The sequence below is a fragment of the Promicromonospora panici genome (assembly GCF_900608595.1).
Lineage (GTDB): Bacteria > Actinomycetota > Actinomycetes > Actinomycetales > Cellulomonadaceae > Promicromonospora > Promicromonospora panici.
The window spans coordinates 189,009-209,475 of record NZ_UWYY01000009.1 but is presented as its reverse complement, the minus strand read 5'-3'; the positions used below and the strand labels follow the sequence as shown (position 1 = coordinate 209,475).

Below are 20,467 nucleotides of genomic sequence, written 5' to 3'. Positions count from 1 at the left end.
CGGTGCGTCAGAGGGTGGCGCGCAGGTGGCTGACCGTCACGAAGTGGAAGCCCTGCGCGGTGAGGGTGCGCAGGATCTCCGGGACCGCGGCCACCGAGGTCGGGTGGATGTCGTGCAGCAGGACGACGTCGTTGGCTCCGGCCTGGGCGATCACGGTCTGCGCCACCCGCTCGGTGTCGCGGTACTTCCAGTCCTCCGGGTCCACGTCCCACAGGACGGGCGAGAGGGTGGTCGCCGACTTCACGGCGTCGTCGATCGCGCCGTACGGGGGTCGGAACAGCGTCGGCTCGTCGCCCGTCGCCGCCTTGATCGCCGCGCTGGTGCGGTCCAGCTGGGAGGTGACCTCGGCGGTGCTCAGCTGGGTGAGGTCGGGGTGGTTCCAGGAGTGGTTGCCGACCTCGTGCCCGGCTTCGACCTCCGCTCGCAGGACGTCGGGGTGGGCGGCGGCGTTCTGGCCGACGACGAAGAAGGTGGCGCGGGCGTCGTACTCGGCGAGGTACTCGAGCAGCGTCGCGGTCTCCGGCACCGCCGGGCCGTCGTCGAAGGTCATGGCTATGCACTTCACCTTCGAGCAGTCCGTGGTGTCGGCACCGGGCGCGCTCGCCTCGGGCGCGGGCTCGGGCTCCTCGGCGGTGGGGGCCCCGAGGTCGAGCGTGCCGCCCGGCGACACCGCCTGCTCCTGGACCCGCCTGCCGAAGCCGGACAGCCAGGGCGCGACCTCCGCCGGCGGCAGGATCACCTGGTACCGGCCGCCTGCGGGGACACCGACCGTGCTGCGGTCGAAGTCGATCCGCAGTGCGCCGTCGCGGGTGACCGACATGTCGTCAAGAAGGTCTTGCTGCGCCTGGGGCCCGGAGAGGGCGGCGCCCAGGATGGCGGTGTCGACGCCCTCGCGACCCTCGAGCCGCTCCCGCACCACGGAGAGGAAGTCCGGGCGGGACGCCTCCGCGATCAAGCCGAGCGCGTCGTGCGGCTGAGCGTCCTCGCCGCCGTACCAGTACGTCTTCGTCTCCGTCCCGTCGCCGGCCGCGCCCGGGTCCTGGGTCGTCAGCCGGACGCCGACGACGTCGCCCGACGCGACCAGGAAGTCGAAGCCGATGTTGAAGTCGAGCTCGTTGCCCGAACCGCAGCCGTCGTCGACGTAGGCCCGGAGGCGGCGTTCGACGTCGCTCTTCATCGCGGCGGTCATCGGCTCGGCACCGGGTACGGCCGGATAGCTGGTTGCCCAGGGGCAGGAGGGGCCGTTGCCGCTGTCGTTGACGATGTCCAGCCCTTCGATCTTCGTCGGGTCGACGGTTCGCTCGACGCCGCTCGCGGCGGAGGGGCCGGCCCCGGTGTCCACGGAGGCCGTCGAGACCTCCGAGTCCGGGGTGCAGGCCGTTGTCAGAGACAGGACGCCGAGCAGGAGGAGCGAGGGGACGAGTGTGTTCTTGCGCATGGGCCCCATCGTCACGGGCATCTCAGTTGATCAGCGACCCCCGCCGTCACCCTGATCAATCACGTTTCTGAGCGCAGACCTGGCGGTACGGCGCGTCCGGGACGTACGTCCGCCACTGGTCCCTCGTCAGACCGGTGCCGGTGCGGTCGCAGATGTCGAGGACGGCCCGGTCGGGGTCGATGGAGTAGGTCTGGAGCGGGGCGTGCGGGCTCGCGGCGTACACGGTGCCGCCGTCCCGGCTGAAGGCGAGCGACCGGATCTCCTCGCCGGCGGTCGGCAGCTCCGCGGCGAGGAGCTGCTGGGAGGCGGTGTCCCAGAGCTGGAGGGTGCCGGCGGTGCCGCCCAGGGCGAGTGTGCGGCCGTCGGCCGAGAAGGCGATCGCGGAGACGGCCTCCCGGACACCGACCTCCCCGGTTCCGGAGAGGCCGGCCAGGAAGCCCGCCCGCTGCTCGACGTCGCCGTCCCACAGGTGCACCCGGCCCGCTGAGTCGCCGACAGCGAGAACCGTCCCGTCGGGGCTGAACGCCAGGGCGGTGACCTCCCGGCCCTGGGCGAGAGCACGTCCGGCGACCGTGCCGGACGGGAGCGTCGTGGCCTGGTCCGCGGAGTCGGCGAGCAGCCGCCCGTCGGGCCGGACGGCCGAGAGAGCGCCGACCGCGACCGGCAGGGTGCCCGTCCGTCGCGGGCCCGCCTCGCCGTCCTCCGTACCGGTGTCCCAGACGTCGACCACGGCGGCGTCGTCCAGGCGCGAGACCAGCAGCGTCCGGCCCTGCGGGCCGAGAGTGATCGCGGACAGCGGATGCTCGTCGGCCAGCGGGATGTCGAACGACGTCCGCACCTCGTGCCGCCGGACGTCCCACACGGTGAACCGCTGCCGTACGGAACCCCTGGACGTCGTGGTGTCGGCCACGACGAGTGCCCGGCCGTCCGGGCTGAAGACGAGCAGCGGGGTGTCGCCGTCCGCCCCCTGCAGCGGGCCGAGGTCCGCTGTGGCGAGCACCTCGCCGGTGCCGGGGGAGCGCAGCTCGAAGCGGTAGCCCCCACCCTTGCGGGAGTGGGCCGCGATGGCGAGGGCGGTGCCGTCGGGGCTGAGGGCTGCCGTGTCGGTGGGCGTGGCCTGCCAGGGCGCGAGGCGCGCGCCGAGGCCGTACGAGCGGACGGTGGACCCGGCGAGGAAGCGCAGCACCGGACGCTCGCCGGGGGACCAGGCGAGGTTGCCGGCCACTTCACCGTCGAGCGCTCGCTGGAAGACCAGGACGCCGGAGTCCCGCAGGCGCCAGACCGTGAGGGCGGTGTCGTCCGCCAGCGCCAGGAACGCACCGTCCGGCGAGAACTCGGTGCGGGGGAGAAGGCCGTCCCCGCTGCCCATGACCTCGGCGAGGAGGCGTCCGCTCGTCAGGTCCCAGACCCGGGTCTCCGCGGCGGACGCCATGGCCAGCCGCGTGCCGTCGCGGCTGAACCGGATCGAGCCGGAGGCGATGCCGCAGACCTCCTCCGTCCCCCAGGCGCCGGTCCGGCGCTCGCCGCTGACGCTGTCCCACACCTGGAGCGTGCCGCCGATCGGACACATCGCGACCAGCCGGCCGTCCGCACCGAGCCCGGCCTGGGACACGTCGCCCGCGACGTCGCGCTCGAAGAGGACCTTGCCGTCCTCGGTCCGGCGCCGCTGGACGAACCCCTCACCGTGCCCGTCCGGCAGCGAGCTGACGAGATAGCTGCGCCCGTCGGCAGCGAAGTCCGCCAGGGCGATGTCCTCGGTCATGCGCGCGGCGACGGGCCTCCGCGTCGCCACGTCCCACAGCTCCGCGCCGTCCGGCCCGGAGACGTACAGGGTGCGAGCGTCCGGGCTGACACCGTCGAGGGTCGTGCCCGCGGGCAGCTGGAACCCGTCGGTCTGCTCACCGCGGACCACGTCCCAGACGCGTACCCGGCGGTCCGCCGAGCTGAACAGGGTCTGGCCGTCCGCGGCGAGGAACCGCCGCGTGCCCGTCCCGGTCTGGCGGTCGGTGAACGCGTCCACCTCCGGCTGGGCCAGGGAGCCGAGCAGCGCGGAACGGGACTCGGTGAGGGGCGCGATCTGCCAGGCGGCGACCCCCAGCAGCGCCGCCGCACGAGGATCGGCCGCGCGCAGGCCGCCCGCAACGGCCGCTATCCGACGGGCCGTCGTCCTGGTGTGCTCCTCCTCGCTCGCCCGGTTCTCCTGCCAGGCGAGGAGACCTGCGCCGAGCGCGAGCACGAGGAAGGCGGAGAGCGCTGCCGCGAGGGTGCGGAACCGTCTCGTCGTGCGGATGGCCTCGCCCTGTTCCGCGTCCCGGGCGGCCAGGGCGGCGGTGAGGAAGGCGCGCTCGGGGCGGGTCAGGTCGTCCTCCCGCTGCGCCCCGCCCCCGGTGCCGCCGAACAGCTCCGCCGCGCGTTCGAGCCGCGTCCCCCGGTACAGCGCTCCCGGGTCGCGGTCCAGCTCCTCCCAGGCGCGGGCGGCCTCGCCGAGGCGGCGCTGTTCGCGCAGGCGCTCGCGGTCCTGGTCGATCCAGTCCCGTAGTCGGGGCCAGCCGGTGATCAGCGCCTCGTGGGCCAGCTCGACAACGCCCTCGCCGAGGGTGATCAGCCGAGCGGTGGCGAGTCGCTCGATGACGACGTCGACATCGTGGCCAGGTGCGTCCGACCCTGCGGAGCCCATCTCAGTACCCGCGTCCAGCTCGGCCCGTTCCGCCGGGCGGCGGGTGTCGGCGGTGCCGTCGCCGGGGGCGATCAGGCGGAGCAGGACCCTGCGGGCGGTGCGGGCCTGGGCCGGGGACAGGTCTGCGTACAGCTTCTCGGCGGTTGCGGCGATGGCACCCTCGACGCCACCGGTCTCCTCGTACGCGGCGAGGGTCAGGGTGCGGCCGCGCCGGTGGCGCCAGGTCTCCAGCAGGGTGTGGGACAGCATGGGCAATGCGCCGGGCCGGTCGGTGGTCTCGTCGATGATGCGGGCGGTGAGCGCCCGTTCCACGTTGAGGCCGACGGCGGTCGCCGGACCGGTGATCACCTCGCGCAGCTCGGCCGGGCTCATCGGCCCGACCAGGAGGTTCGCCCGGCGCACGGCGTCCGCGAGGTCGCGGCGGGTGGCGCAGTGGCCGTAGAAGTCCCCGCGGACCGCGATGACCACCCGCAGCCGGCTGGCGGGCTCGCGGGCGGTGAGCAGCGCGTCCAGGAAGCTGTTCCGCTCCGCGCGGTCCCGGCACAGGGTGAACAGCTCCTCGAACTGGTCGACGATCACCCAGGTGTCCTGCTCGCCGTCCTGCGGGACGAGCGCATCGGCGTGGGTGTGCGCCGGCCGTTCGCCCGGCGTGAGGATGCGGATCAGCCCCGGCCGGTCGATGGCCGGGATCTTGCTCAGCGCGGGGATCAGCCCGGCCCGCAGCAGCGAGGACTTGCCGCTGCCGGACGGGCCGAACACCGCGGCGAACCGGTGCTCCCGCACCAGCTCCAGCAGCTCACCGACCAGTTCGTCGCGGCCGAAGAACAGCTCCCGGTCACCCGGTTCGAAGCGGGCCAGCCCGCGGTACGGCGGCGCGGTGTCCTCGTCCCGGGCGGCGGCCTCACGGACGTCGCGGTCGGCGTCCCGCCACCGCCGTTCCCACTCCGCGGGGTCAGCGTCCAGCGCTGAGGCGTACGCCAGCACCACGGCCAGGGACGGCAGGACCTCCCCGGCTGCCGCCTGGGACAGCGCGCTCGGAGAGTAGTCCGTGCGTCGGGCCATCTCCCGGTACGTGGGCGTGCCCGCCTGCTCGCGGAGGGCGCGCAGGTCGTGCGCGAGCCGCTGGACGGGACCGGCACCGGGGTCCACCGGCTTCTCGCGACGTCCCACCCCGAGAGCCTACTTCGTGGTCAGGCCGGCGGGACGCGGCCTAGTCGTCGTCGAGCGTGGAGAGCTTCTCATCGAGCCTCGCCATGACCACCTCGGGGTCGACCCCGACGCTCTGTGACAGGGTCTCGATCGTGGCGAGCATGGCCCGTTCCCGCGCGGCCGACGTGGCCTCGTGCCTGCGCTGGGCTTCGCGCCGGGCGGCCTCGTCGGCCTCCAGCCGGTCCACCTTCGTGATGAGCTGCTCCGTACGGGTCGCGGTCTCGCCGGAGTTCGCCAGCAGGGTCCGCTGCTGCTCGTCGGTCAGTGCCATGAGGAATTCCTCCGTGTCGGTCCGGATGTCGTCGATGCGGGCGTACAGGTTCCGGCCGGGGCACGCGGTCTGGGAGACGTCGCGGTGCCCGTACAGCGGTGCGGCCTGGGTCCACCAGCGCTGCTTGCCCTCGCGGTAGATCGCGGCGGCTGTCGAGATCTGCGCGGCGGTGGGCTGGTTCGTCTCGTAGTTGCCGGCGAAGCAGATCGAGCGGGACGTGCTGTTGCGCCCGCCGGTGTGCGTGCCGCGGCGGTTCCAGCTCACGCCCTGGTAGGCCCGCCCGGACGGGAAGATGACCACGTTGTAGGAGATGCCGGTGCCGAACCGGGACTGGCCGACGCTCTCCAGTGCTCGCATCTGCTCGGCCTCGGCGGCGATGCTCGCGTCCGCGGAGAGCTGGGCCGTGACGCTGTGGTGCACGAACACTTCGACCGCGAGGCCGGTCAGGGTCAGGTCGCCGTCCGGGTAGCGGGCGCCCCACGAGGCGCGCGAGGCGATGCTCAGCGCGGCCTGGGGCGTCACGACCGGCTCCGGACCGCCCGCCGTCGGCTCGGGCACGGCCTGCGGCTCGCCCGCGAGCTCGACGTCCGCCCCGAGCACCTCCAGCACGATCCCCTCGTCGCCCTTGATCTCGTATACCTCAGCCACGGCGCCCCCAAGGTCCAGATATGTCCTACATGTCTACCATTGGGCGGCGGTGCGTTACTACGGTGTGGCGGTGCGAAGACCTCTTGCCAGCCGTTCGACCGCGCGGGTGATGACGTCGGGCGACTTCACGAAGGTGAACCGCACATGTGAGGCCAGCGCTTTCGCCGTCGGGGAACCGCCGCGGCAGAACGCGGCCGCCGGGATCGCCACGACGCCGGCCAGCTCGGGCAGCCGGCGGCACAGCTCGACGCCGTCCCGCAGCCCGAGCCGGGCGAGCGGTCCCGAGGCGTCGGCCATCACGAAGTACGTGCCGGCCGGGCGGGTGACCGTGAAGCCCGCGGCCTCCAGCCCGGAGCAGAGCAGGTCCCGGCGGTCGGCGAGGGATGCGGCCAGGGCGCGCGGGGTGTCGTCGTCGGCCAGGGCCTGCGCGATGGCGGGCTGGAACGGGGAGCCCGACGTGTACGTGAGGAACTGCTTGACCGTGCGCACCGCCGTGACCAGGTCGGACGGCCCGTGCACCCAGCCGACCTTCCAGCCGGTGAGCGAGAACGTCTTGCCGGACGACGAGATGGTGAGCGTCCGTTCGGCCATGCCCGGCAGCGTCGCCACCGGGATGTGCTCGGCGCCGAACGTGAGGTGCTCGTAGACCTCGTCGGTCACGACGATCGCGTCCCGCTCCCGCGCGACGGTGGCGATCGCCGTAAGCTCGTCCCGCGTCAGCACCGTCCCGGTCGGGTTGTGCGGCGAATTCAGGACGATCATCCGCAGGCGCGGCGACGCGGCCGCGCGGAGCGCGTCGACGTCGAGCCGGAAACCATCGGGTCCGGGGAGCAGGGGAGCGGTGACGTGCGTCGCCCCCGACATGCCGATCGCGGCGGCGTGCGAGTCGTAGAACGGCTCCAGCGTGAGCACCTCGTCGCCCGGACGGGTCAGCGCCAGGATGGAGGCGGTCAGCGCCTCCGTGGCGCCCGTGGTCACCAGCACCTCGGTCGCGGGGTCGACGTCCAGACCGTAGTGGCGCTTCTGGTGCTCGGCGATCGCGCCCCGCAGCTCGGGCACGCCGTCCCCGGGCGCGTACTGGTTGCGGCCCTCCTGGATCGCCGCGATCGCGGCCTGCTTGACGTACTCGGGCCCGTCGACGTCGGGGAAACCCTGGCCGAGGTTGATGGCGCCGGTCCGGACGGCCAGGGCGGACATCTCGGCGAAGATCGTGACGGCGACGCTGCCGTCGTCGGCCAGCAGGCCGGCGGCGCTCGCGGTGTCCTGCCAGCGGTCGCGGCCGCGACCCGGTGAATGGAGGGTGCTCATGGGGACGACGATATCCATCGCCGGTACACCCCGAGTTCACTTCCGGCATCGCGGACAACCCGCTTTACCTGCGCCTTTGTGGACAAGCCTGTGGATGTTGGGGAAAACTCCCGCGCCTGGGGAAAGTTATCCACAGGGTGGCCTGCGAAGGTGAACATTTGGCTCTACCGTTATCGGCCATGGGCGAAGAGGGGGCGCGCATCCTCGAGCGCGAGGTGCGCGAGCTGGTGCGGCGCAGGGGGCTGGACCCGATCGGGGACCGGGCGGGGTTGTCGAGCCTCGTCACCGACGCGGTGGGCGACTACGCGACCCGGGCGAGCGTGGGCGTGGTGCCGCCGCTCGCGGACCCGGAGGCCGCGGCCCAGGCCGTGACCGACGCCGTCGGCGGGTTCGGCCCGCTGCAGGCCTACCTCGACGACCCGGAGGTCGAAGAGGTCTGGCTCAACTCCCCGTCATGAGCTGCAAACCTTCTCTTCGACGAGTCGGCTATATCCGCAGGATGATGCGTACCAAGTTGCCACAGAGCTGCCCGGCGACGTCAAGCAAGCGGAGATCCGCGCCTGGATCGAGGGAAGGGCCATGCTCCATCACGCGTCACGAAGCCTGGCGGCAGCTGCTTCTGTACTGGCATGCGCTGGCGACAACCCAGCGGACTGACCCACGACACCCCAACCCAGCAACCTCGACGCCCTACCCGCGCGAACTCTAAGTGGGGTCAGGGGAGTGGGGCGCGCACGATTTCGACGCCCAGGGCCTCGATCCGCTCGGCGTCCGACTCGTCCAGGGCGGGGTCGCAGATGACCGTGTCGAGCTCGTCCAGGGAGAGCACGCGGTACTTGGCGAAGCGGCCGAACTTGCCGCTGTCGGCGAGCAGCACCGTCGTCGTCGCCGACGCCATCGCCGCGCGCTTCGCCTCGATCTTCGCCTCGACCGGCGTCGTGACGCCGTGGCGCGCGTCCCACGAGCTCGACGACAGGAACGCGATGTCGAGGGACAGTTCCGCGAGGGTCAAGGCCGCGAGCCGGCCGATGGTCGACTGGTTGTCCGGGTCGACCCGCCCGCCCACGCTGATCAGGTCGACGCTCGGGTGGTCGAGGAACGCGAGCACCGTGCTCAGGTCGTTCGATACCACCGTGAGCGCGGTGCGCTGCTCGAGGAACGGGCGCATGGCCTGCACGGTCGTTCCTGCGTCGAGGTAGATGGTCATCGAGTCGGTGACCATCTCGGCCGCGGCCCGCGCGATCGCCGTCTTCTCCGGCAGGCCCGTCACCGCCTTCTCGGCCCGCCGGGGCTCGTTCAGCAGCCGGGTCACCAGGGTCGCGCCGCCCTGCGTCGCCCGGACGTGGCCCTGCTCGGCGAGCACGGCGACATCCCGCCGTGCAGTCATCTGGCTGATGCCGAGCAGCTCGGTGATCTGCCGGTAGCTGAGCACCTGCTCCGTGCGCAGGTGCCGCATGATCTGCTGCCTGCGCTGTTCCGGGATCAGGGCCGTCGTCTTCGCCATCGTTGCCTCCTGCGCGTCAGTTTAGGGTCGCCGGGGTCCACGGGCTGCGCCATCGATCCGCCAGGTCACGGATCTGTTCGGGCGCCAGCTCGCGCCGCGCCGAGCCCGTGGTAAGCAGCGCGATCCGGCACGCCTCCTCCAGCTCGGTGGCGCGGTCCACGGCCTCGTCCAGGCTGGCGCCGGCGACGACGGCGCCGTGGTTCGCGAGCAGCGCCGCCCGCAGCGGCCACGGTGCGGCCAGCAGGTCGTCACCGAGCGCGGGGTCGCCGGGATGGCGGTAGGGGAGCAGCGGCGTCTGCCCGACCCGCATCACGAAGTACGGCGTCAGCGGCGGGATCGCGTTGTGTGCGGCCCACGGTGCCAGGCACGCCAGCGCCACGGCGTGCGGCGAGTGCAGGTGCACGACGGCGCGGTGTCCGGCGTCGCGCTGGTAGAAGGCCACGTGCAGCGCCGTCTCCTTGGACGCGCGAGCCCCGCCCAGGTGCGTGCCGTCGAGCCCGACGCGTGCGAGGTCGGCCCCCGTCAGGTGCCTGAGGGACGAGCCGGTGCCGCTGATCAGGATGTGGTCGCCGTCGAGCACGCTGACGTTCCCGCTGCTGCCGGGGCTGAGCCCGGCTCGGACGAGCTGCCGGCCGGCGGCGACGAGCGCGTCGACGGCACCGGGCGTGGCGCCGTCGGTTGCGTTGTCCGTTGCGCCGGCCGGAGTGCGGTCCGGGGCGGTCACCGCAGCACCTCCCACGCCGACGTGAACAGGTCCGCGCCGCCGAAGTTGCCGCTCTTGAGCGCCAGGGCCACCGTCCGGTTCTCGACGCTGCCCGTCGCCCAGCAGACGCCGGGAGCGAGCTCCGGCCCGATGCGCAGGGCGTCGACGCCCAGGGCCCGCACGACCGAACCGCTGCTCTCGCCGCCCGCGACGATCAGCGCCGCCACGGTCCCGCGCTCCGCCAGCAGTCGGGCGATGCCGGCGAGCAACCGCTCGACGACGGGCGCCGCCTCGACGCCGTCCACCCGGGACCGGACGTCATCGCGCTCGCGGGCTGCGCACACGACCGGATACGACGACGGGTCCTGCTGCTCGACCCACCCGGCGAGCTCTGCGATGGTGCCTTGCTCGTCGGCAATGGCCCCGGCGAGGTCGATCAGCCGCACGGGCTGGGTCCGCGCGGCGTGCGCGACCTGCCCGAGCGTCGTCGTCGACACGCTGCCGCACAGCACCGCGCCGCGGCCGGTACCAGGAGGTGACCACAGGTCGTCAGGCAGCCCGGGTCCGGCGATGCCGAGCGCGAGGCCCGAGCCGCCGGAGACGAGGATGTCGTCCGCCGCGGCCTCGCCGATGACGGCGAGGTCGTCGTCGGCGATCGCGTCGACCACCGTGTAGCGCGCGGCTGACGCGTCGAGCGAGCCCCGGACGGCGTCCGCGCCGTCGCGCACCGTGGACAGGGTGACCTCGCCGACGTCGTGCGCGGTCTGCGGGCGCAGCAGCTCCGCGACGCGGGAGCGGGTCATGGGCGTGAGTGGATGGTGCCGCATCGAGGAGTTCTCCAGCAGGTCGCTGCCCACGAACAAATGGCCGTTGTAGACCGTGCGCCCGTTGGCGGGCAGGGACGGAACGACGACGACGCGCGTCGCACCGACGGCGTCCGACACCGCGTCGAGGACCGGGCCGATGTTGCCGTCGTCGGTCGAGTCGAAGGTCGAGCAGTACTTCACGTAGAAGCGGGTGGTGCCCCACGCCCGCAGGCGGGCCACCGCGTCGAGCGACGCGTCGACCGCGTCGGCGCGGGATGCCGTGCGGGTCTTGAGTGCGACGACCACGGCGTCGACCTCGCGGAGCTGGTCGGGGGTGAGCGTGCCGTTCTCGATGACCACACAGACGCGATGACCGGACCTGCGCAGCATCGTGGCGAGGTCGGTGGCGCCGGTGAAGTCGTCGGCGATGGATCCGAGCATGATCGGATCCTCTCACAGCATGTGACGATCTGATGCAATGTTGGGCGATAGTGGAATCTGTGGCACAGTGGCCGACAGCCCGCTCGATCGCCGAGCGGGTGCACGACGATCGGAACAACGGTGATCCTTCATCACGCCACTCGGACGCGAGACCCCCTCCGCGTCGCCCTGACGGGTGCCAACGGCGGCTACGGGCGCACGTTCCTCGCACAGCTCGCGCTGACGCCCGAGATCCGCCCGGTGGTCCTGGTCGACCCCGACATCGCGGGAGTGCGTGCCATGCTCGACGAGCTCGGCGTCCCGGCTGAGCGTGTCGCCGAGTCCACGGACCAGGCGGCCACGGCGCGCCTGGTCGAGCAAGGGCGCATCGCCCTGGTTTCCTCCGCGGACGCCCTGGACTGGGAATGTGTCGACGTTCTCGTCGAGGCCTGCGGCCGGGTGGCGGCGGGCTTCGACTACGCCTCGGCCGCGCTCGACCACCACACGCACGTGGTCATGGTGAGCAAGGAGGTCGATACCGTCGTCGGCCTCGAGCTCGGGGCGCGCGCCGCCGCGAACGGCCTCAGCTACCTCCCGGGCGACGGCGACCAGCCGGCCAACCTGCTGCGCCTGGTCGACTGGGTGAGTGCGGTCGGGCTCGACATCGTGGCGATCGGCAAGTCCGGCGAGTGCGACCTCGAGCTCGATCTCGCCACCGGCAGTGTGACCCAGGCCGGCGTCACGGTCGACGCGCCGGCGCTCGCAGGCCTGCTGGAGCTGGGCGACGACGTAGTCGGCACGCTCGCCCGTCGCGCCGACGCCGTGCGGGGCCTCAAGCGCGCCGCGGCCGCCGACTCCTGCGAGATGGCCGTCGTCGCCACCCGCACGGGCGCGACCGCCGACGTCGAGTCCATGCACTACCCCGTGGCCCGCATCGCGGAGCTCGCCGACATCTACGCCGCGCGCGAGCACGGCGGCATCCTGGCGCGCGACGGCGTCGTCGACGTCTTCTCCGCCCTACGCCTGCCCGGCGAGGCGAGCTTCGCGGGCGGCGTGTTCGCCGTCGTACGCACCGGCGACCCCATCACCTGGGAGCTGCTGCGCGGCAAAGGCCACGTGGTCAGCCGCGACGGCCGGTACGCCTGCGTCTACTGGCCGTACCACTACATGGGCGTCGAGACACCGCTCACCGTGCACGCCGCCGCCGACCGCGCGCCGGCGCTGCCGCCGCGCTGGACCACCCTGCTCGCCGCCCGGGCAACCGAAAGGCTCGACGCCGGGACGGAGCTGCGCGTCCAGGGCCACCACCACGAGATCGACGGTGTGGCGCCCGTGCTCATCGACCCGGTGGACCCGGCCGAGGCGGCCCCGTACTACCTGCTCGACGGAGCACGCCTCGCGCGGCCCGTCGCCCGGGGCGCCCTGATCGGCCTGGACGACGTCGAGGGCGTCGACCGGCCGGCGCTCGCCGCCTACCTGGCCGGCATCACGCACACCCGCACGTCTACCTCGACGACCAGCACGACGACCAGCACGACGACCACCTCGACGAACGGAGCCGATCGATGACGATCCTCGCCCCCACCTCGCACACCGCCAGAAACACGGCACCGTCCCGAGAGGAGCGTTCGGCATGACCGCCGAGATCATCGCCCTGGTCGGGCTCGCAGCGGTCTTCGGGATCTCGGCGCTGCGCCACGTCCACATGGGCGCGCTCGCCCTGGTCGCCGCGTTCATCGTCGGCATCGGCGTCGTGGGCGAGAGCCTGGACGACGTTCTCGGCGGGTTCCCCGTCGACGCGCTGGTCATCCTGCTGGGCATCACCTACCTGTTCGGCATCGCGCGCGAGACCGGCACCATCGACTGGCTCGTGGACCGTTCGATCGGGCTGATCGGCGACCGTGTGGCGCTGCTGCCATGGGGCCTCTGGCTCGTGGCGACCGGCGTCGCGTGCCTCGGGACGTCGCACGCGGCGTTCGCCGTCGTGCCGATCGCCATGAGCCTGGCGGCCACCCACCGGATCAGCTCGACGATGATGGCCATCGCCATGAGCTCGGCGATCGTCGGTGGTGCGCTGGCGCCCACCAGCATCGTCGGCATCACCGTGCAGACCGTGGCCTCGTCCGCGGACATCCGCTACGACGCCGGCCTGATGTTCGGCCTGTCGGTCGGCATCAACGCGCTCGTCGTGCTCGTTGCCTTCTTCATGTTCGGCGGCCGCGAGCTCATCCAGCGGTCGCGTCAGGCGTCGGGCTCGACGGCCGACGATGGCTCGGGCGGAGCGGCGGCCAACAGCGGCTCGGCCGGCTCCAGCCCGCTCGCGGGTTGGAGCGTCGGCGGCGACACCGCGACGGCGACGCTGACGCGCACCGAGACGACTGCCGAGAGCCCGCGGCTCACGGCCATGCAGGTGCTCGTCATGGCGTCGATCCTGGTTCTGATCGGCGGGTTCTTCCTGCTCACGCGGCTCGAGGTGGACGTCAACCTCGGTGTGGTGGCCCTGACCATCGCGGTGATCCTCGCGCTCGTCGACCCGGGTGTCGGACGCCGCGCGATCAACAAGGTCGACTGGAGCACGATCCTGCTGCTCGGCGGCATCATCACCTATGTCGAGGTGCTGACCCGGCTCGGCGCCATCGACCAGCTCGGCGAGGCCGCGCGGTCGGTGAGCGACCCGCTCGTCGCCGCTTTCGTCATCTGTGTGGTGGCGGGCCTGGTGTCGGCGTTCGCCTCGACGATCGGCATCATCGGGGCGCTCATCCCACTGGCGGTCCCGCTGCTGGTACCAGGAGGTGGCCTGGAGATGACTGGGTTCATCTACGCGCTGGCGATCTCGGCGTCGCTCGTCGACTGCGCGCCGTTCGGTACCACCGGCGCGACCATCGTTGCCTCCACGGTGGACGTGGACCGCCAGCGCGTGTACCGAAACCTCACGGTCTGGGGCCTGTCCATGGTGATCATCACCCCCGTGGTGACCCTCTTGACCATGGTTGTCCCCTTCCTCTGGACCTAACGCCCACAACCAAGTGAGTCAGGGGAGCACATCGAGTCGACGTAGCCGCCGTCGACCCGGACGGCGGCGCCTGGCGCCCGGGGACGTGGATGGTGTCATCGGACGCAAGAAGCGCTTCATGCCGTCGGGGAAGCCGAAAGTGGCCGGCGAGGTCGAGGTCAGGATCGCGGCGCTGGCGTGCTCGGCGCCGCCGGAGGGGTATTACCCGGCCATTTAGCAGCGACGTCTACTAGCTCCACCGATGTGATGACGCGGGACATCGTTGATAGATGTCTCGCGTCATTGCTCATCTCCTAGAGCCCGGCCATCGGCCGGGCTCACGCTCGCTGTTGCACCAGTGACCGCGGGTTGGGTCGATGGTGTCGGTGGCCACGGTCTGGCGGTCCGTTCCGCGCGAACCATAGATACTATAGGATCTAGAATACTGACATCTTGCGGACGAGTGGGAGAGCGCGATGACGCGACTGTTCAATGACCCGGCGATGTTCGCCGATGAGATGATCGAGGGGTTCGCTGCGGCAGCGGAACGGTGGGTGCAGCGGGTACCGGGCGGTGTCGTGCGGTCCACCTCGTCGGGTGAGCGGACTGTCGCCGTCGTCATCGGGGGAGGCAGCGGGCACTACCCGGCGTTCGGTGGCCTCGTCGGGCCCGGCGTGGCGCACGGCGCAGCCATGGGCAATGTCTTCGCCTCGCCGTCGGCGCAGCAGATCTATTCCGTGGCAAAGGCGGTCGACCAAGGGCGCGGCGTCCTGCTCAGCTACGGGAACTATGCGGGGGACGTCCTCAATTTTACCCAGGCCCAGAACCGTCTCGGCGCCGAGGGGCACGGCGTCCGAAGCGTCGTGGTGACCGATGACATCTGGAGTGCGACGCGGGACCGGATCGAGCAGCGGCGCGGGATCGCTGGCGACCTCGCGGTCTTCAAGACGGCGGGCGCCGCAGCCGAGGCCGGCTACGACCTTGACGGCGTGGAACGTGTCGCGCGACTCACCAACGCTAGGACCCGCTCGTTCGGCGTCGCGTTCTCCGGCTGCACGCTGCCCGGCGCCGACAAGCCGCTGTTCGAGGTGCCGGCGGGCCAGATGGCCGTGGGCCTCGGCATCCACGGGGAGCCCGGCATCGACGATGTCGAGGTGCCCACCGCGGCAGGGCTCGCCGAGCTGTTCGTCGAGAAGCTCCTCGACGAGCTGCCCGACGGCGTGACTGCCGACGGCGCCCGCGTCGCGCCGATCCTCAACGGGCTCGGCACCGTGAAGTACGAGGAGCTCTTCGTCGTCTACCGCACCGTGCACCGGTTGCTGGAGGAGCGCGGCGCCGTCGTCGTCGAGCCGGAGGTGGGAGAGCTCTGCACCAGCTTCGACATGGCGGGCTGCTCGCTCACGCTGCTCTGGCTCGACGAGGAGCTCGAACGGTTGTGGGGCGCGCCGGCCGACACCCCTGCCTTCCGCAAGGGCGCCGTCGCACCGCAGCAGCGGGTCGAGGTGCGGTTGGCGGACGCCGATGTCCATGCGCCGGTCGGTCCCGCGAGCGACTCGTCACGCGCTGTCGGCCGCGACATCGCCGACGCCTTCGGCACGGTCGCCGCGGTGCTCGACGACGCGGCTGAGGAGCTCGGCAGGATCGACTCCGTCGCCGGCGACGGAGACCACGGCATCGGCATGCAGCGCGGTGTGCACGCCGCCAGGGATGCGGCACGGCGGGCAGCCGACGCCGGAGCGGGAGCACGCACAGTGCTGGACCGCGCCGCCGACGCGTGGAGCGACAGAGCGGGGGGTACCTCGGGCGCCCTCTGGGCGGAGATCCTGCGCAGCGTCGGCGCTGCGCTCGGCGACGAGGCCGACGTCGACGCCCGCGCCGTCGCGACCGGCGTGACCGCGGCCAAGGACTCCGTCATGGCGTTCGGCAAGGCGAAGGTCGGTGACAAGACGATGGTCGACGCGATGGTGCCGTTCGCCGACGCGCTCGCGGCGGGTGTCGCGGCAGGCGAACCGCTCGCCGCTGCCTGGGGTCGCGCAGCGACCGTCGCCGAGGAAGCGGCGGCGGCCACGGCATCGCTCGTCGCCACGCTCGGCCGGGCGCGCTCGCACGGCGAGAGATCGATAGGGACCCCCGACGCCGGCGCGGTCTCGTTCGCGCTCGTCTGCACAACAGTCCACAGCATCCACACGGAGCGCGTTCTCACGGAGAAGGGGTAACGATCATGGCACTTCGCCTCATCGTCGGCAGCGACGACGCCGGCTACCGGTACAAGGAGCTCATCAGGGCCGACCTCGAGCAGCATGAGCTGGTCGGCAGTCTCGTCGATGTCGGCGTGGGCGCCGACGGGCACACCTCGTACCCGAAGGTGGCCATCGAGGCGGCTGAACGCATCGCCCGCGGCGAGGCCGACCGGGCGATCCTGTTCTGCGGCACCGGGCTCGGCGTCGCGATCTCGGCGAACAAGGTGAAGGGCATCCGAGCGGTCACCGCGCACGACTCGTTCTCGGTCGAGCGCTCGATCCTCTCCAACAACGCGCAGATCCTGTGCATGGGCCAGCGGGTCATCGGCAGCGAGCTCGCCCGCAGGCTCGCGAAGGAGTGGCTCACCTACACGTTCGACGAGAACAGCCCGTCGAACGACAAGGTGCGGGACCTCTGCTCCTACGAGGGCGCCTGAGCGCATGGCCCGCTTCCTCGTCGGCGCCAGCCTCAAGCTCTACTTCGGCCGGGATCGGACAGCCGCGTGGTCGCGGGCCGTCGTCGACCTGTGCTCGGCGCACCCCGCGGTGACGTCCGGTCTCGTCGAGCCCTTCGTCGTCCCGAGCTTCCTGTCGATCCCCGAGGTCGCAGAGATCGCCGCGAACGGCCCGGTATGTGTCGGAGCGCAGGACGTGTTCTGGGACGAAGGCCCCTACACGGGCGAGGTCTCCGCGCAGCAGCTCGCGGAGTTCGGCGTACGGCTCGTCGAGATCGGGCACGCCGAGCGGCGGAAGCACTTCGGCGAATCCGACGCGACGGTCGCGCGGAAGGTGCGCGCAGTGCTTGCGGCCGGGCTCGTTCCCCTCGTCTGCATCGGCGAGGAAGCCCGTGGCACGCCCCAGGAGGCGGCGGTCGCGTGCGTGCGGCAGCTCGAAGCGGCCGTCGGCCCGGCGCTAGCGGCCGGTGGTAGCGGCCGGATCGTCGTCGCCTATGAGCCGGTGTGGGCGATCGGTGCCGCTGAGCCGGCAGCCGACGAGCACATCATGGTGGTGTGCACCGCGCTGCGCGAGGCCTTGTGCCGTCCAGGCGCGGCCCCGGGCTCCGCGGTGATCTACGGCGGCAGCGCCGGCCCCGGTCTGCTGCCGCGTATCGGCGGCGCGGCGGAGGGGCTCTTTCTGGGGCGCTTCGCGCACGATCCCGAGGCGTTCCGCCGTATCCTCGACGAAGTATCCGACATCGTCCAGGATCGGTCTCAGAACTAGGAGCCATGGTGTCCCTGCCGCTTGATCGCATCGTCGATCTCGATCGCCTCTCGCTGCGTGACCGGGTCTACGACCGCATTCTCGGGATGCTGCTCACCGGTGAGGTCGAGGCGGGCGCGAGGCTGTCGATCGACACGATGGCCAAGCATCTCGCCGTCTCGCCGACGCCGGTACGCGAGGCGATGGTGCAGCTCGAACGCACCGGCCTCGTCATGCGCGAGGCGCTCAAGGGCTACCGCGTCGCACCGCCGCTCGACGCCGAACAGCTCGCGGAGCTGTTCGAGGCCCGGCTGATGCTCGAGACGACCGCGGTGCGGAACGCCACGCGCGTCGCGGCCGCCGTCGTGCCGGAGCTCAAGGCCGCGCAGGCGCGCCACCGGGTGGCGAGCCAGGCGGTCGTCGATGTGCACCAGGGTGATGCGCGGGTGCCGCTCGAGGTCACACAGGCATACTTTGCCGCGGACAGCGACTTCCACCAGGTTGTGTTGGCGCACTCGGGGAACCGGTACGTGCGCGACATGTACGAGAGCCTCGGTGCGCTCACGCACCGCATGCGGCAGTCCGCGCTCCGCGGTCCCGACGACGTCCAGGAGGCGGTCGCCGAGCACGAGGCGGTGGTCGCCGCGTTCGAGACGGGCGACGTCGAGGCGTGCGTCGAGTCCATGCGGAAGCACATCGAGAACGTCCGCGCCAGGTCGCTGCACGGCGACCGCTGACCGTGGGCCGGGCTCGACCGCGGAACGTGCGTCGGCGACTCAGCCGAGTATCCCCGGGTCGAGCCGGTAGCGCCGCACGGCGTTCTCCGCGAATGCGAGGCGCTGCTCGTCGGGCGACCATGCGGCGGCGATCTCGGCGAAGCCGCCCATGATCTCCGCGTAGGAACCCCTCAGGGCGTCGACGGGAAAGTTGCTCGCGAACATGACCCGCTCGACGCCGAAGGCCTCGACGGTGCGTTCGACGATCTCGCGGTTCGACTCGACGGTCCACCGGTGCCCGGGGACCCCGATGCCCGAGATCTTGATCCAGACCTGCTCGCAGCGCGCGATCCGTGAGAGCGCCGCCGCCCAGCCCGCGATGCCCGCCCTGCTGCGGTCGGAGGGCAGGCCGGCGTGGTTGATGGTGACCGGGGTCGACGGGAACTCCCGCACCAGGTCGATCGCCTCGTCGAGGTGCCACCAGGCGGTCTGCAGCTCGAAGTCGAGGCCCAGCGGGGCCAGGTGCGCGTAACCGCGCCGCCAGGCCGGGTCCATGAGCAGCGACGGCCGCGCCGCGGCGTCCCGCGGTGAGTCGGCCTGCCCCGGCTTGTTCCGGATGCCGCGGACGATGTCGTGCTCGGCCATCGCCTCCAGTACCTCGGCGACGCCGGGATCGCGGAGGGCGGCGTGGCCGATCGCCGCGTTCGGCAGGCCGAACCGCTCCTGGACACCCTGGATGTGCTCGATCTCGCCGAGGGGGTCGTGGGGGTCCCACTCGGTCTCCATCGTCACGGTGCCGACGACGTCGAAACCCTGCGCGTCGGCGAGCAGGTCGGGCGGCAGGTAGTCACGTTTGATCGACGCGTAGTCGCCGTACCGGAACGGGATCGCCGCGCCGGGCAGGAGCCAGGGGTTGCGGCCGAGCGACGGCTCCCAGAAGTGGTGGTGCGCGTCGATGACGGGACCGGTCCAGCGGTTCATGCGAGCCGCCTGGCGAGCGGGCGCTCGAAGTCGATGACGAGCGAGCCGACGAGGTACACGACGGCGCAGACGCCGAGGAACACGAAGGAGCCACCGAACCCGCCGGTCGCCCCGATGGCGAAGCCCATGACGACCGGCGCGACGCCGCCGCCGACGGACGACGAGATGTTCATGACACCGCTCACCGTGCCGACCTGCTGCTTCGGGGCCAGCAGCGCGGGGATCGCCCAGTAGAGGCCGCCGAAGTTGATGAAGAACACGGCGACGGACAGCAGCGCGAGCGCGACGAAGCCGTCGGTGACCGGCGGGATCGAGAAGACGGCGAGGGCCGTGCCGACGCCCGAGATGCCGAACAGCGTGCGCATCACGACGTTGTGCCGGGGCGTGGCGGCCCGCCAGCGGTCGGAGACGTAACCCGCGACGAGCTGGCCGACGACACCCATGCCGTAGACGAGGAACGTGCCCCAGCCGAGCGCGGCGAGATCGAACCCGAGGGCGTCCGACAGGTAGCTCGGTGTCCAGGAGATGATGCCCCACCAGATCGTCGCCCAGCCGAGGCGGCCGAGCATCATGCCCCAGAACGAGCGCGAGCGGGCGTAGTCGAGCACGCGGGGGAGCGGGGCGGCCGGGCCGTCGTCGTCGGCCCCTGGCGATTCCTGGCGGATGTGCGCGAGCTCGGCGTCGTTGACGCCGGGGTGCGTGCCGGGGTCGTCGCGCAGGTACGTCCAGTAGAGCGCCGCGACGACGAGTGTGACGGCTCCCGTGATGACGAATGCCCAGCGCCAGCCTCCGGTGGCGGCGATGAGCGCGGTCACGAGCAGGCCGCCGACGGCGGAGCCGAACGGGCCGGCGGCGTCGATGAACGTGGCGCCGCGTGCTCGTTCGCGCCGCGGCAGCCAGCCCGCGTTGAGCTTGGCGCCGGCCGGGAAGACGGGCGCCTCGCTCGCCCCGAGGCCGAGCCTGGTGAGCGTGAGCGATGCCGCCCCACCGGTGAGCCCACCGAGGAGCTGGAACCCGCCCCACACGACACCGGCCGCGCCCACCACGGCGCGCGGGCCGAAACGGTCGAGCAGCCAGCCGCCCGGGATCTGGAAGAGCAGGTAGGTCCAGAAGAACGAACCGAGGATGACGCCCTGCGCCTGCGGTGTCAGCTCGAACTCATCGGAGATCATCGGCATGGCTATCGACAGCGTCGCCCGGTCGATGAAGTTGAGCAGCACGAGCACCCAGAGGATGCCGAAGATCTGCCATCGAACCCGGGTCGGGCGGGTACTCGTCGTCGTGCTCATCGTCAGACTCCTATGTCGTCAGGGCGTGGCGCCGAGGTCGCGCGGCGATGCGCGCTTGCCATTCC

General features: G+C 71.9%; 16 protein-coding genes. 7 read left to right on the top strand and 9 right to left on the bottom strand.

Annotated elements, in window-relative coordinates:
* Positions 1-7: 7 nt before the first annotated feature.
* The 4 genes from EW117_RS12500 to EW117_RS12485 are packed head-to-tail and all read right to left on the bottom strand — an operon-like array spanning position 8 to position 7,551.
* On the bottom strand, positions 8-1,438 hold the full coding sequence (locus tag EW117_RS12500; RefSeq protein ID WP_129787035.1) for a polysaccharide deacetylase family protein: 1,431 nt from the start codon (positions 1,436-1,438) through the stop codon (positions 8-10).
* Between the two features lie 55 nt (positions 1,439-1,493).
* Positions 1,494-5,285 (bottom strand): nSTAND1 domain-containing NTPase, encoded by a 3,792-nt coding sequence (locus tag EW117_RS12495; RefSeq protein WP_129787034.1) that lies wholly within the window; start codon positions 5,283-5,285, stop codon positions 1,494-1,496.
* Between the two features lie 40 nt (positions 5,286-5,325).
* Entirely contained in the window at positions 5,326-6,243 is a 918-nt protein-coding gene (locus tag EW117_RS12490) for a peptidoglycan recognition protein family protein (protein WP_129787033.1), read from the bottom strand.
* A 57-nt stretch (positions 6,244-6,300) separates the two neighbouring features.
* Positions 6,301-7,551 carry an aminotransferase class I/II-fold pyridoxal phosphate-dependent enzyme gene (locus EW117_RS12485; RefSeq protein ID WP_129787032.1) on the bottom strand — a complete coding sequence of 417 codons (1,251 nt, stop codon included), beginning with the start codon at positions 7,549-7,551 and terminating at the stop codon, positions 6,301-6,303.
* A gap of 179 nt (positions 7,552-7,730) precedes the next feature.
* Here EW117_RS12485 and EW117_RS12480 point away from each other — a divergent pair, with 179 nt between their 5' ends.
* The gene (locus EW117_RS12480; protein ID WP_207211848.1) at positions 7,731-8,009 is read left to right on the top strand and encodes a hypothetical protein; all 279 of its coding nucleotides are present in this window, start codon (positions 7,731-7,733) and stop codon (positions 8,007-8,009) included.
* Between the two features lie 257 nt (positions 8,010-8,266).
* On the opposite strand, the gene EW117_RS12475 is transcribed toward EW117_RS12480, so the two are convergent.
* From EW117_RS12475 to otnK, 3 genes are read right to left on the bottom strand one after another with little or no spacing between them, the layout of a single operon-like run.
* On the bottom strand, positions 8,267-9,055 hold the full coding sequence (locus EW117_RS12475; RefSeq protein WP_129787031.1) for a DeoR/GlpR family DNA-binding transcription regulator: 789 nt from the start codon (positions 9,053-9,055) through the stop codon (positions 8,267-8,269).
* A gap of 16 nt (positions 9,056-9,071) precedes the next feature.
* Positions 9,072-9,779 carry a class II aldolase/adducin family protein gene (locus EW117_RS12470; RefSeq protein WP_129787030.1) on the bottom strand — a complete coding sequence of 236 codons (708 nt, stop codon included), beginning with the start codon at positions 9,777-9,779 and terminating at the stop codon, positions 9,072-9,074.
* Complete coding sequence (gene otnK / locus EW117_RS12465; RefSeq protein WP_129787029.1) at positions 9,776-11,005, bottom strand: 3-oxo-tetronate kinase; 1,230 nt, start codon at positions 11,003-11,005, stop codon at positions 9,776-9,778. The genes EW117_RS12470 and otnK overlap by 4 nt, the downstream gene beginning before the upstream one ends.
* 120 nt (positions 11,006-11,125) lie before the next feature.
* Here otnK and EW117_RS12460 point away from each other — a divergent pair, with 120 nt between their 5' ends.
* The 6 genes from EW117_RS12460 to EW117_RS12435 all read left to right on the top strand — a co-directional run bounded on the left by EW117_RS12460 (position 11,126) and on the right by EW117_RS12435 (position 18,153).
* On the top strand, positions 11,126-12,553 hold the full coding sequence (locus tag EW117_RS12460; protein WP_207211847.1) for a homoserine dehydrogenase: 1,428 nt from the start codon (positions 11,126-11,128) through the stop codon (positions 12,551-12,553).
* Positions 12,554-12,617: 64 nt separating this feature from the next.
* Complete coding sequence (locus tag EW117_RS12455; protein ID WP_129787028.1) at positions 12,618-13,997, top strand: SLC13 family permease; 1,380 nt, start codon at positions 12,618-12,620, stop codon at positions 13,995-13,997.
* A 455-nt stretch (positions 13,998-14,452) separates the two neighbouring features.
* Positions 14,453-16,192 carry a dihydroxyacetone kinase family protein gene (locus EW117_RS12450; protein ID WP_129787027.1) on the top strand — a complete coding sequence of 580 codons (1,740 nt, stop codon included), beginning with the start codon at positions 14,453-14,455 and terminating at the stop codon, positions 16,190-16,192.
* A gap of 5 nt (positions 16,193-16,197) precedes the next feature.
* Entirely contained in the window at positions 16,198-16,653 is a 456-nt protein-coding gene (locus EW117_RS12445) for a ribose-5-phosphate isomerase (RefSeq protein WP_129787026.1), read from the top strand.
* A gap of 4 nt (positions 16,654-16,657) precedes the next feature.
* Entirely contained in the window at positions 16,658-17,437 is a 780-nt protein-coding gene (locus EW117_RS12440) for a triose-phosphate isomerase family protein (protein ID WP_129787025.1), read from the top strand.
* An 8-nt stretch (positions 17,438-17,445) separates the two neighbouring features.
* Positions 17,446-18,153, top strand: coding sequence for a GntR family transcriptional regulator (locus EW117_RS12435; protein ID WP_129787024.1), 708 nt, complete (start codon positions 17,446-17,448; stop codon positions 18,151-18,153).
* 39 nt (positions 18,154-18,192) lie between these two features.
* Here EW117_RS12435 and EW117_RS12430 read toward each other — a convergent pair whose 3' ends face one another.
* Together EW117_RS12430 and EW117_RS12425 are read right to left on the bottom strand one after the other, a co-directional pair.
* Positions 18,193-19,113: an amidohydrolase family protein gene (locus EW117_RS12430; RefSeq protein ID WP_129787023.1), complete on the bottom strand. Its 921-nt coding sequence runs from the start codon at positions 19,111-19,113 to the stop codon at positions 18,193-18,195.
* On the bottom strand, positions 19,110-20,402 hold the full coding sequence (locus EW117_RS12425; protein ID WP_129787022.1) for an MFS transporter: 1,293 nt from the start codon (positions 20,400-20,402) through the stop codon (positions 19,110-19,112). Before EW117_RS12425 ends, EW117_RS12430 begins: the two co-directional genes overlap by 4 nt.
* Positions 20,403-20,467 lie beyond the last annotated feature (65 nt).